General features: G+C 45.6%; 10 protein-coding genes. 3 read left to right on the forward strand and 7 right to left on the reverse strand.

Going from position 1 to position 12,340, the window contains the following annotated elements; translation table 11 throughout:
• Nucleotides 1-7 precede the first annotated feature (7 nt).
• The 3 genes from MHB82_RS17065 to MHB82_RS17075 are packed head-to-tail and all read right to left on the reverse strand — an operon-like array spanning nt 8 to nt 3,046.
• Complete coding sequence (locus MHB82_RS17065; protein ID WP_110822978.1) at nt 8-787, reverse strand: sugar phosphate isomerase/epimerase family protein; 780 nt, start codon at nt 785-787, stop codon at nt 8-10.
• Nucleotides 784-1,779 (reverse strand): Gfo/Idh/MocA family protein, encoded by a 996-nt coding sequence (locus MHB82_RS17070; RefSeq protein ID WP_110822979.1) that lies wholly within the window; start codon nt 1,777-1,779, stop codon nt 784-786. Before MHB82_RS17070 ends, MHB82_RS17065 begins: the two co-directional genes overlap by 4 nt.
• A 52-nt stretch (nt 1,780-1,831) precedes the next feature.
• Nucleotides 1,832-3,046: a Tm-1-like ATP-binding domain-containing protein gene (locus MHB82_RS17075; protein WP_110822980.1), complete on the reverse strand. Its 1,215-nt coding sequence runs from the start codon at nt 3,044-3,046 to the stop codon at nt 1,832-1,834.
• 294 nt (nt 3,047-3,340) lie between these two features.
• Here MHB82_RS17075 and MHB82_RS17080 point away from each other — a divergent pair, with 294 nt between their 5' ends.
• Nucleotides 3,341-3,898, forward strand: coding sequence for a helix-turn-helix domain-containing protein (locus MHB82_RS17080; protein WP_110822981.1), 558 nt, complete (start codon nt 3,341-3,343; stop codon nt 3,896-3,898).
• Nucleotides 3,899-4,031: 133 nt separating this feature from the next.
• Here the strand turns inward: MHB82_RS17080 and MHB82_RS17085 are convergent, their stop codons facing one another.
• Entirely contained in the window at nt 4,032-4,586 is a 555-nt protein-coding gene (locus MHB82_RS17085) for a class I SAM-dependent methyltransferase (protein ID WP_110822982.1), read from the reverse strand.
• A 528-nt stretch (nt 4,587-5,114) separates the two neighbouring features.
• On the opposite strand from MHB82_RS17085, the gene rsgA reads away from it, so the two are divergent.
• A complete protein-coding gene (rsgA, locus tag MHB82_RS17090) occupies nt 5,115-6,119 on the forward strand; it encodes a ribosome small subunit-dependent GTPase A (protein WP_258377875.1) in 1,005 nt (334 codons plus the stop codon).
• Nucleotides 6,116-7,126 carry an aminoglycoside phosphotransferase family protein gene (locus MHB82_RS17095; protein WP_110822984.1) on the forward strand — a complete coding sequence of 337 codons (1,011 nt, stop codon included), beginning with the start codon at nt 6,116-6,118 and terminating at the stop codon, nt 7,124-7,126. Before rsgA ends, MHB82_RS17095 begins: the two co-directional genes overlap by 4 nt.
• 102 nt (nt 7,127-7,228) lie before the next feature.
• Here the strand turns inward: MHB82_RS17095 and MHB82_RS17100 are convergent, their stop codons facing one another.
• From MHB82_RS17100 to MHB82_RS17110, 3 genes are all read right to left on the reverse strand, one after another.
• Nucleotides 7,229-9,514: a preprotein translocase subunit SecA gene (locus MHB82_RS17100; protein ID WP_341175383.1), complete on the reverse strand. Its 2,286-nt coding sequence runs from the start codon at nt 9,512-9,514 to the stop codon at nt 7,229-7,231.
• Nucleotides 9,515-9,616: 102 nt separating this feature from the next.
• Nucleotides 9,617-10,090, reverse strand: a complete 474-nt coding sequence (locus MHB82_RS17105) for an SMI1/KNR4 family protein (protein WP_341175384.1) — start codon at nt 10,088-10,090, stop codon at nt 9,617-9,619.
• A gap of 260 nt (nt 10,091-10,350) precedes the next feature.
• Nucleotides 10,351-12,309, reverse strand: coding sequence for an FUSC family protein (locus MHB82_RS17110; protein ID WP_341175385.1), 1,959 nt, complete (start codon nt 12,307-12,309; stop codon nt 10,351-10,353).
• Between the last annotated feature and the right edge of the window lie 31 nt (nt 12,310-12,340).

Genomic DNA, 12,340 nt, shown 5'->3' on the forward strand with positions numbered 1-12,340 from the left:
AGACGATTCACCTCCGGCTAGATTTACCCTGCGCCTCTTGAATTCCTTGCTGCATAAAATGGAGACATTGACGCATCCCCTCCTGGATCCCTCCGCCGCTTTCCTCATCTGCAGACATCCAGCCCACATATTCTATCTGGTGGATCGCTTGAAAAATCGGCACGAAGTTGATCTCTCCCTCTCCTAGTACCCGCCAGTCCCCGGCCGCAAAATCTTTCATATGGAAGTTATCGATGTATGGAGCAAAGCTGGTAATGATCTCAGCGACGTCCGATATCCCTGACTTCACCAAATGTGCTGTGTCCATCGTCAAGCCTACAGTTCTGTCCTGCAGTTGATCGAAAAAGATATCAAAATCTTCTCGGTACATTACGGGCTGGTCGTAATGGTGGTGCAGCGAAAGCTGGACACCCCGCTGCTCGCATTCCTTGCCGAGCTCTGACAACTGACGGGCGAAACGGCGAATATCCTCCGCCGTGACATGTTCCCGGGAGAGCCCGTGACAAAACACGATAGTCTCCGTACCCACGCTTTCACTGAAGTTAAGCAGCGGGGCTAGACGGGAGCGAATCTCGTCATCAACAGGTCCACCTGTAATCAGTGCCGACGCGATCCCGGGCCACGTTCCCCATTCGTCAAGGAAACGTTCTGAGTCATTAATGTATGGAGCGTACTGGGCATGTTTTAATTGAAGCCCTGCATAACCAGTTGAATGATATTCTCTGAATAGAAGGTCCCGTTCTTCATCCGTTTGGGTCGGCCGTGAAAAGGCAAACTTGATGCTCATACGACTACTCCTTGATTCAGCATTATTGGACGTTGCTCGGTAGAGGAACGATAGGCAGCATCCAGGATGGCCACTGTCTTCAGATTATCTTGTGCGCTATTTGGAGCTTCATCTCCGGTTTCAAGTGACACCAAGAGCTGATTTAGGCCTTCAAAGGTGGCTGTTTCACGAGAGACATCGTTGCGCCATGTTTGTAATGGGGACTTAGTGTCATTCCGGTACAGTTCCACCCTCTGATGAGTGCAGAACAAAGTGCCCGTTTCACCGATAACAATCATCTCCGTTCTCGGGAATGGAGACGAAAAGCTCTGAACATAGGTAGCCATCGAACCGTTCTCGAAGGCAACTTGAACCGTTGCGTCGGTTTCACCCGCACAATTGATTGCTGAAGAGGACCGCATCAAACTATTAACGGAAACAGCCTCTGAACCAAGAATTTGGCGGAACCCATCAAACCAATGAATCCCCATAACGGACAATGCATGACGCTCACACTGGAGTCGCCAGCCGCTGTCTTGACGGAAAAACAGATTGTTGAAAACAATTGAAGTTACCTTGCCGATCGTGTCCTGAGTCACGATATCCTTAACGACATCGAAGGCGAAATGCCTACGGAAGTTTTGGTTGACTGAGATTGGCACGCCAAGCATCGCTGCCTTATTGGTAATCTCGGTGGCATCAGCCAATGTATCGGAGAATGGTTTCTCGACAAAAAGTGGGATTCCTGCTTCCAGCAGGGGGTAAACAACCTGCTTGCGAATCGAAGTGGGGGTGCAGACAACCGCAACATCGATGCCGCTATTCTGAATAAAGTCATCCAATTCGGTGAATTGCTGCCGAATGCCATATTGTTCCGCTTTTTGAGTAAGAATCTCTACATTCGGATCACAAATGGCAACGATCTCAAGCCGGTCTGGGTGATTTTTATATCCCTCCAGATGAAGCTCTGTGACACCACCTGCACCGACAAGACCCACCTTATACGTTTTCATTTTCCGTTCTCCTCCTTAAATGAATACTCTGTTATCAAGCCTGGTGCTCCGCTTATGGACTACCCGCAAGCATTCCCTTCAGCAGGTTAACAGCTCTGTCCGCAAACGCTGGATCATTGATATTGACATCCATTTCATAAACCGGAATACTGTCCTTAACATGCTTGCGGATTGCATCAAAACAGGCGCGGTCTGCATCTGGATCCCAAAATGCTTGCCCAGGGCTACCCAAAATGGATACGCCTCTCATTGGAAGCAGGAAGGCAACTGGACCTGAACTAGCATTCGCCTTCTCCGCAAGTATGCGGCCAATCCGCATATTCTCTTCAGGTGTCGTTCGCATGAGTGTAATATTCGGATTCCACTCGTAAAGATTACGGCCCGCATACTGGACGGGGACTGTTGCCCGGGCATGAAAATTAACCATATCCACGCAGCCCGGAGCGATGACCTGTGGAATGCCTCGCTCAGCTGCTGCCTCTCCTCTATTGGGTCCAGCTGAAAATACCCCGCCCGCGATTTCATCGGCCCATTCTGTCGTTGTGAGGTCTAGAATACCTCCCAGTAAGCCGGCTTCAGCCAGACTTTCCATCGTTTGTCCACCAACGCCCGTGCAGTGAAAGACCAACACTTCCATTTTCTCGGCCTCAAGCTGTGCTTTCGCCCGCTCAACGCATGTAGTCGTATTGCCAAACATACTCGCAGCAATCAATTTCCGATCATTTGCAGGCATAACCTCGGATTCAGTCATACCGCATATCGCACCAGCTGCCCGTGTAAAGATGGCCCTACTGATTCGGTTAATTCCTGACACGTCAACAACGGCGGGAAACATAACAATATCCTTCGTCCCTACATACTCCCTTGTATTGCCCGCTGCAACTGTAGAAACAATCAGCTTGGGAAAACCGATAGGCAGCTCCCGCATCGCACTGCTTGCTACTGCAGTCCCAGCAGTTCCACCCATTCCGACTAAACCATGAATTACACCAGATGAAGCAGCCTTCGCGATGACTTTAGCAGCTCCTGAGGACATGATTCCCATTGCCTTCCCTCGGTCGTTTAGAGAGATTAATTCCTCTAGAGATGATCCCCCTTCAGCAGCGATCTGTTCTCGCGGAATGTCTGAATGCAACCGAGGTTCACCGATCACACTTGTATCAAATACGTATACTCCGAATCCCCTACGTTCAATTTCGTTCTTCATAAATGCAAACTCAGTGCCCTTGGAATCCATCGCCCCGATCATACCAATGATCCGCCTCACGCTAGCCCTCCTTCACATGGTCCTCCTTTTATAACAAATCAACTAGGTAAAGCTTAAGTTTACCAATTCAACTTTTATTCAACCTTGTTGAATTGAGATCATCATACCTCATGTCATTTCTTTAAGCAAGCGCTTTCTTTATGTTTGTTTTTAACTCCTAATAGTCGGTCATTATCGTCATTAACCGTCAAAATTTACATGAATGAACATTATCAATATCGAAGAGATTGAATATTCAACATAGTTGAAGTATATTATACATTGATACAAATCTTAGATTAGAAAGAGGTAACCATGGATTTGGGAAGGCGCATTCGTCTCATACGCAGAGAGCAAAAGAGGACTCAGGAGGAAATTGCTGAAGCATGTGGTTTCACTAAGAGCATGCTGTCTAAGATTGAGAATGGCGGTGCGATGCCAGCTGTGTCGACTTTAATGAAAATTGCGAATGCTCTTGGGGTTAAGGTCTCCGACTTGCTAGAAGAACAATCCAGCAGCGACACGGTCATGGTTAATGCGAGTCAATATGAGGACGTTGAGAAATGGATTAAAACGAACAAAGGCTATTCGTTCTTTGCGTTCGCTTCCAATCGACATAATAAAATTATGCAGCCCTATATGTTTGTGGCAAAACAAGGGGAAGTTAATGAACACACCTTCTCACATGAAGGTGAAGAATTCATATATGTTATATCTGGCAAGATGAAGTATCGTGTAGGAGGAACAGAATACGAGCTAAGTGATGGAGATAGCTTGTACTTTAATTCACTCCAGGAACATACGGTAATACCGATCTCGGAAGAAGTTCGCTATCTAGCCGTATTTACCGAGCACCAATCGAAAGACTCATAGTAAATCCATTCGTAGATTAACGAGGCTACCGATAATTTCGGCAGCCTCGCTTTCATTTACATTAAGCGTTGGTTGCAGCAACATCTAGACGCCCTTTTACATAAGATAAATTCAACGTTATTGTTCTTATTGTTTACTTTTGAGCAAGGATTATATAGACAGATTGGTTGGCAATTTGGGTCGACGGGTAGATCTTATTAACAATGGTAAAGCCAGCATCGAGCATTTCCACTTCCATATCTTTGGAAGAAACTCTCGGACCCGTTGAAGTCTCTGACTTTTCTAATTCGATACATAAGAACAAGCCTCTGTCTTTCAATATTCTGTTGATCTCTTTCAGAGCTGTTGCAAGGGGCTTAACTTCGTGTAAAGAAATGGATGCAATAGCTATATCAAGAAGCTGGTTATCTAACGGAATTTCTCTAAAGTCACCTACAACAGATGTAATATTCGTAATGCCTCTCTCTTTCGCTTGGGTCTCCAAATATTCAAGAACATCCTTATCATTATCCAACGCATATACGGTGTTCACTCGTTCTGCAATGGACATGGAAATATAACCAGTGCCCGCTCCAAGGTCCAATACATTATCGGTTTTCTTGATAGGCAATAGCTCCAATAATTCTTCTGCAGGAAATCTTCCGATATTTTCTAAGTTGTTAATTTTCTTTTGTAATTTTGGATTCAAATTGCTCTCTCCTTTAATTGCGGATAAAATAACTCTTTAATGACTATAATATACTTTCATTGTAATGTAAACGGTAATGTTCCTTAAGATCAGTGGAAGGCTCATTTTCGGTTAGTCGTATTTTTCAATTGATTTTTCTGGAAAAAAAGGTTATTTTATAAAGAGCTTAGTGATAAGCAAGTTCCTTACACGAAGGGAGATGTTTTTAATGGCAGCTACTTATATGGTGGTTTCGTCTTAAAACTGAATAGTTGGCATACACGAAAAAAGCGGGAAAACGCCCGCATTATTTGGTATGCCATCCAAAGTAACCTTTCGTGAATATTGCTGTTTGCAGATACGATGAAGGTCGTATCTTTTTTTGCGTCCTGATGCCGCGCGACAGCAGCTTCTTAAGAGGCTGCTTGTCCGTGGCATTTTTGCGTCCAAAAAACAACATTAAAGGAGCTACCCAATAACATGATTGATTTGAAAACCTATGGCTATATAGAGATAGATGCAGTTCAAAGCGGATTATTGCCCGGCAGGGTGATAGAGCTTAGGCGCGAGCGCTTCACGGTCATGACCGAGCGCGGGGAAGTAACAGCGGTTCTTAAAGGAACCTTTTATCACGGCGCGGCAACACGTGCGGACTTTCCATGCGTCGGGGATTTTGTCTTGCTGTATTACAACGAGAGCGGAGATTCTCTCATCGCTACAGTCCTGCCCCGCCGCTCCAAATTCTCACGCGCGGATCACTCGGGTCATGCCACAGGTTATACCAAAACCGTGCTGGAACAGGTCGTTGCAACCAACTTTGACTATGTGTTTATCCTTTCATCGCTGAATGGGGATTTCAACGTTTCCCGCATCATGCGGTACCTGACACAAGCCCGGCAGAGCGGCGGCCAGCCGGTCATCATTCTAACCAAGGCTGATCTCGTTGAAGATTATACTCTCCCACTCTCCGAAGTCACACAAAGTATTTCTGGTGTGCCAGTTCACGCAATCTGCAGTCATACAGCCATGGGGCTGAACGAACTCAATTCCTATTTCATGCCTGGTAAAACAATTGTCTTCCTCGGTATGTCTGGTGTTGGGAAATCGTCTCTCCTCAATGCATTGATGGAACAGAACGTAATGAAGGTTCAGGCAATCCGGGAGGTCGACAGCCGGGGACGGCATACAACAACCCATCGTCAGCTGTTCATGCTTCCCTCCGGAAGTATGGTCATCGACACGCCGGGTATGCGGGAGCTTGGTCTTTTTGATGCCGATGAAGGCTTACGCACAAGTTTTACCGATGTAGAGGCATGGTTCCCTCAATGCCGATTTACGGATTGCCGCCATCAGACCGAGCCCGGTTGTGCCGTTCTCACGGCGATTGCCGACGGTTCGTTGTCTCGTGAGCGGTGGGAGCATTATCTCGCCCAACACCATGAGAACAGGTATGTCCAGGATAAAACGAGTTACCTCATTAACAAGAGTGCGAGAAGCAAAACGCTTGCCATGTACAGCAAGAACATGAAGAAAAACGGGGGTAAGAAGATATGAATATTAAATCCGAAACGCTGAACGCTGTCTTGAGCAGAAGATTTGAGAGAGAGATCATCTCGGCCGATTACCAAACCATCCCTTTACATGGCGGTACTGTGGGAAATGTAAACTTGGTGTCGGGGGTTGCCGAAACATCCGAGGGTGAAAAATTGTCATACCGCATCGTGCTGAAAATTCAGAAGCAATGGACTCGTTACAATGATCCAGGCTCATGGCGCCGGGAATATGACCTCTATGCATCTGACTTGGGTGAAACATTCTCCAATGCCTTGCGCTGGCCAACATGTTATTACGCCGAGATGAATACCGAAGAAGATGAATTCCATCTATGGCTGGAATATATTGATGGCGTATCCGGTTTGGAATTGACCGGTGACATGTATGAACAGGCTGCGCTGGAATTGGGACGCTTTCAAGGCAAACTGTATGCCAAACAACCTGCTGTACTGCAAAGCCTGACTAACCTAAGCCATGCGAACCTCATGAAAAACACCTATCTGCACTACCGGTCATGGCCGGTTGTTCATGACTATATACGTTCAGAGGACTGCGAATTCCCGCAGCATGTGCGGCAAATGCTTATCGACATTGATGAGCACGCAGAAGAAATATTTGACCGCATTGAAAAACTTCCCCTTGTGCTATGCCATAGGGACTTCTGGGTGACCAACTTGATCTATACGGATGGGAAAATTGCGCTCATTGATTGGGATACATCGGGATGGGGCTACTTGGGTGAAGATCTAGCAAGTCTGATTGCGGATGAAGCAGATGTTAATTACATGGTCGATTACTACAAGCGGTGTGTTCCTGCGTATTACCAGGGATTTTCTGAATATGCAGATGCACCCCCTGCTGCAGACCATTGTGTCTATGAAATGATCCTGCTCGTATTTGGATACAGGTTTGTGGAGAGTTATCTCCACACAGAGGATGATGAAGAGAAGATAAAACTTGTTCAAACGCTCCAAAAAATCCATGAAATGAAGAACATCCCTGTTTAATTTGTCCTGACAGAGAAACTCCGAAACCCTGAATGTTGTGGGTTTCGGAGTTTCTTTTGCAGCATCAATCGATTCGACGAACTGAAATACTACTTTTAATCACTATTTAGACATCCTATATACCGGCCATAGTGCCCATCTCAAAATTTGGCTGCCCCAAAAAGCAAAGACGGTCGTTCCAGTCCATAAGCTGCGTCTATTTTCGCTGTACTGATCGTTGATAATATAAGTCCTTGTGGATGCAGGGCTTTTCAGACCGAGCTTTTCCCACTTCGATGGATCATCTGAGTCTCCAAGTCTTAGAAGCATCTTCTGAGATGCCTTATTGATTTTATACGGAATTTGCTCGTAGGCCTGGGTGATTTGCATATGAAATTGGTCGATTGGATTGCGGCTGGCTATGCTCTCCAAGTGGATGCTTTCGCGAAGGTAAGAAACATATGCCAGATGTTCCGCCCAGAACTCGTCGGTATAAAAAAGACGTACTCTCTGTTCCGAAGGGCTCATCGGTATATCGCCTTTTAGAATCTTAAGTCGTTCGACGTATAGAATTCGCCTCTGATCTTCCACCATATCCGAATAACTGTTCAGTTCCAGATGAATGTCAAAATTCTGACCCATAATAACGCGCTGAATATGCTCGATTTTACTGAGAAGCACAATGTCATCGAGAGCCTCATCCTGCCTAGGTACGTGAACCCATTTATGGATACCGAACTGAACCATTAGCTCATCTTCCAGGCTTACGAAAAATACGGAGGATCCCGGGTCGCCCTGGCGGCCGGAACGCCCACGGAGTTGATCGTCAATCCGCACGCTTTCATTCACATATGTACTGATCACGTATAAGCCTCCCAGATTGGCGACCAATCCTGCCTGCTCAGGATTTCCGCCTCCTAGCCGAATGTCTACGCCTCGTCCTGCCATATTTGTAGAAACGGTTACGGCACCAATTTCTCCTGCTTTAGCGATAATTTCGGCTTCTTTTGCGTCGTTTTTTGCATTTAAAACATGGCAATGTACATTAACCTTCGTCAGCGCTTCCGCTAGGTCATCGGACTCCTCAACACTGGATGTACCAATGAGAATCGGACGTCCCGTCGCATGGACAGACGAGATTTCTTGTACAAGTGCTTTTAGTTTGGCTTCTATATGAGTGTAAATTCGGTGCGGGTGGTCGATCCGTATGTTTGGTTGGTTCGGCGGAATTCGCATGACCTGCAGCGCATAGATATGTTCAAATTCCATTGCAGAAGCATGCGCTGTAGCCGTCATTCCGCAAATGCCCGGATACAGGCTAATGAAGTGTTGAATGGTAATCGTGCCGAGAATTTTCCCGCCTACCGTCCACTGCAGCCCTTCTTTGGCTACAAGCGCGGCTTGCAGTCCGTCAGGTAAATACCTGTTTTCTGCCACTCGGCCAGTATATTCGTCAATCAACTCGATTCCACCGTCTCGGACGATGTAATCGACGTCTCTTTTTAGTAACGTTTCCACATGCAGCGCACAATGTAATGAAGTTAACAAATGTGTATTATGGCTATCATACAGATTGCCGCATCTGAGAAGTGACTCCGCCTTCGCCGAGCCTGCTTCATTCAAGTAAACGTTCCGTCGGAACTCATCGAATTCGTAATGCTCTCCTTGTCTGAGCTGCTGAGCCACTTTTGCGAAACGAATGTCGTCATTCTTGGAAGAGCCCGACTCTCCACTAATAACTAGTGGCACCCGTGCTTCATCAAGAAGCAGCGAATCCGCCTCGTCGACGATGACGAAGTGGAACGGACGATGAACCAGATCAACTTCGTTGAGCGCAATCGTGTCTCGTAAGTAATCAAATCCAGCTTCTTTAGCTGTCACATAGGTGATATCGCTAGCGTAGGCATTCTTTTTCTCGTACAGATTCATGCCCGCGTGAACTGAGTTTACACTTAACCCAAGAAAGCGATAGATCGGTCCCATCCACTCGGCATCTCGGTTGGCCAAATAATCGTTGAACGTCAGCACATGCACGCCTTGGCCTGTCAGCGCATTTAGATAAGCAGGCATAACAGCGGAGAGTGTTTTTCCTTCACCCGTGTGCTGCTCGATTAGAAATCTCTCATGCAGAGCGATGGCTGCCATGATCTGTACATCATATGGGTTTAATCCGAGCTTTCTCTTCGCCACCTCGCAGACTAAAGCGTAGGCATCGACAAGCAGCTCATCCAAAGCTCTGCCTCCTAACGCTTCCTCTTTCAGTCGATGTGATTCCTCTTGAAGTCGTTCATCGTCCCAGGCCTCCAAATTCCTTTTTCTGATGAGTTTTACTTGGTCTCGATAGCCTTTCAACTGCTGCCGGCTATCGCGATCTTTGAGTTCACTCATCAACTTGGTGACTACATTCACGGTTGATCCCTCCTCGGTAGAAGTGCATAATACGATAACGACAGCAACCTCACTAAGCAATTAACATAATCGTGAAGGAGGCTTTACTGCAAACCCTTTTGATCACTGAAATACAATTGAATTCGACATAATGAGTTCCAAAAACTCATCCAGATCATTTGCCACTTTTTTGATTTCTTCAAATTCAGGTTCATCTCCACGTACGAGTGCACCTGTTTCATTGGATAAATCTATCGCATAAAAGGAATAACCACCGTTAACTGATATCATGATTGGCAGGTAATGATTCCACCATGTCGTTATTTCTGATCTCCATTGATCGTCATTCATTGCTGCTTCCAAGCTGAGCAGTTCTAATTCATTCCATCGAAAATCATCATCTGAGCTATTATTATATTCATTCTCACAGAGGAACCATGTTTTCTCATCAGGGGTGATGCATTGTTCCACAACACGTAAAAAATCTAAATATCTATCAGGAATTTTTTTGTATCTGGAAATAAAACCAACATCGAAATTTAAATGAGAATTCGTTCGTTGGGTTATTTTCCAACCGTTTGATTCAGCCCAATTCATGAATTCATGGATTTTACTACTCATAGCGCACCTACTTCCTCCAATGGACTCACTTTCCTATTAGTTTTGATTACTATTCTAGCTTTACGATTCCATACCCTTTTTGACGAAGTAATTCTTCACTGAGTAATTGCCTCTAAGATAGGCGTATCTAAATAATAGGTTCTCCTTCAATAGGACCGTAACATAGATAAAAAAACCGTTCCCTCAATATGGACGCTTGTATCGAGCAGCCACGTTGAGGGAACGGTTTATTAACATTAGGTGATACGTAATGAACGTTGTAATTGAACAATATCTTCATGGATTAAAGGGTATTCAGGCAACCTCGGCACGTCCATAATGAGTTTCTCTTTATATTTGATGGAGTGTGTAAGTCTTTCGAAATAGACTTTATACTCTTGCACTCGCTCTTCCGCTACTTCTCTTGAAGGATGGCGGGACGCTGCGAGTAACATGTAACCCAGGTGCAAGCAATCTCCCACTGCAGGCGAGAGACTTGTAACCTTTACATCCCTGCGAAGTGATTCCGCTAATGCACGGTCATATACTAAACGGAGCTGAAGCAAAGCATGTTGGAGCTCCTGATGTTTGGGGGCTTGCATTGGCGTATGTTCACTCTCTAACATGGAAATCAACATTTCCCCTTCTTTTCCAACAGCATCAGAAAAAACGGTAAGCAACCGTTTGGAAGAAATCTTCCTCCATAACAACGCCGTCCCGACAATGGCAACGATGCTTCCAATGATGATATCGAAGAGCCTGGCGGATATGAAGTACCCGCTAGTCAGTGCTGGATTAATTGTCGTTCCAATCAGAAGGGTACTGGGAGTAATGAACATAACTGCGAGCGAATAATTTCGGGCGTAGATTAATTCCACGATAAACTGCAATCCGGCAAGTGTTAACGAAACAAACAAGCCAGCAGGTTTCAGCCATAGCAAGGCTGCCCCTATCCAAATCCCAATGATCGTGCCCACCGAACGTTGTATACCGCGATGCAGGTTACTGACATAAGTCCCGCCTCCCATGACTGCAGCCGAGGATAACGGAACCCAATACGAACGGTTCAAATGGAAACCATACGCAATAGCTGCTGAAATAAAAATTATCGTTCCGTAACGGAGAGCCACAAAAGGGATATGAGAATCCCTGCTGAACAGTTTTTTAATTCGATCAGTACCACTTACATTTTTCTTCTCTTCGGCACCAGACGACGCCGGAGCAGAACTCAAAGCAACTGTCCCAGAATGTATCTCGCATGCGAACTTTACGTTTGCATAGAGATTTCTAAGGAAAGTACTGCTTCCTTCTTCCGACATTTGAACTTTTATATGTTTTTCCTTGTCTTTATCACGAAGCTGATTGCTCATGGTCTGCAGTGATTTGACGATTTGATCTTCCATCTCATGCTTTTTCTCTTGCGAGACATCGAGTATAGAAAGAAATATTACTTCAGCTTGTGCGTTTAATCGTATCAATTTTTCCAAAACGTAATTGTTCCGGTTCCGTTTTCCGAACAACTTGGCATGGGATAATGTTCGCTCTGCCTGCTTAATGAGAAACGCCGTTTGATGCTGCCTTTCTGTATACGTATCCATTCCGATCGAGGACAGAAGACTCGCCAAGCTCTGGTATACTCCCGAAACGGCCTTGTTCTCGTTACGGTACGGATTTACAAGCACTCCCGTCATTGCAACGATCCAGGCAAAAATGGCACCCAGCAATACACATAGCACTTTGGATCCGAGCAGAGCCAGATCATGCGGCATGGAAGTGCCAATCGCATAAGCAAGGACAATAAACAAGCCTCCAGGGCCGACAATTTCAAAAAGCTTAAACAGCATGGTGCTCAGAAACCCAATAACTCCAAACATAAGCACCAAAAGTACATCGTTATAAGAGCTTAACGCTCCAAGTGCAAATGAAGCAGTTAATCCAAGCGCAATCCAGAATAATCTTACAGCACGCTGGGAATATGGTTCATTCGTTACATATAGAAAGGTAAAACCTCCGACGGAAGCTAGTATGCCGAGAGCAGGATCTCCGATCAAAAAACCGATTAAAGAAGGAATTCCCACACTGATTGCCGAGCCAATTCCCCTGAACCAATTGAGCGGAATCGGTTTGATACGGAAGGCTTCTCTATACGTTGCTTTCTTCGGAAACTGATGCTTAGGACGTCGTCTGTTGTCATGGGTAAATTGAGTATGATCCATCTTACCAACCTCTATTTCAATCTAGTTTTGT

Origin of the sequence: Paenibacillus sp. FSL K6-2862, assembly GCF_038005125.1 — a bacterium.
Classification (GTDB): Bacteria; Bacillota; Bacilli; order Paenibacillales; family Paenibacillaceae; genus Paenibacillus; species Paenibacillus illinoisensis_A.

Excerpts from the sequence above, each read along its gene's own strand:
- MHB82_RS17110 (WP_341175385.1), bottom strand. The coding sequence starts at position 12,309 with ATGGATCATACTCAATTTACCCATGACAACAGACGACGTCCTAAGCAT.
- MHB82_RS17105 (WP_341175384.1), bottom strand. The coding sequence starts at position 10,090 with ATGAATTGGGCTGAATCAAACGGTTGGAAAATAACCCAACGAACGAAT.
- MHB82_RS17065 (WP_110822978.1), bottom strand. The coding sequence starts at position 787 with ATGAGCATCAAGTTTGCCTTTTCACGGCCGACCCAAACGGATGAAGAA.
- MHB82_RS17080 (WP_110822981.1), top strand. The coding sequence starts at position 3,341 with ATGGATTTGGGAAGGCGCATTCGTCTCATACGCAGAGAGCAAAAGAGG.
- MHB82_RS17070 (WP_110822979.1), bottom strand. The coding sequence starts at position 1,779 with ATGAAAACGTATAAGGTGGGTCTTGTCGGTGCAGGTGGTGTCACAGAG.
- MHB82_RS17095 (WP_110822984.1), top strand. The coding sequence starts at position 6,116 with ATGAATATTAAATCCGAAACGCTGAACGCTGTCTTGAGCAGAAGATTT.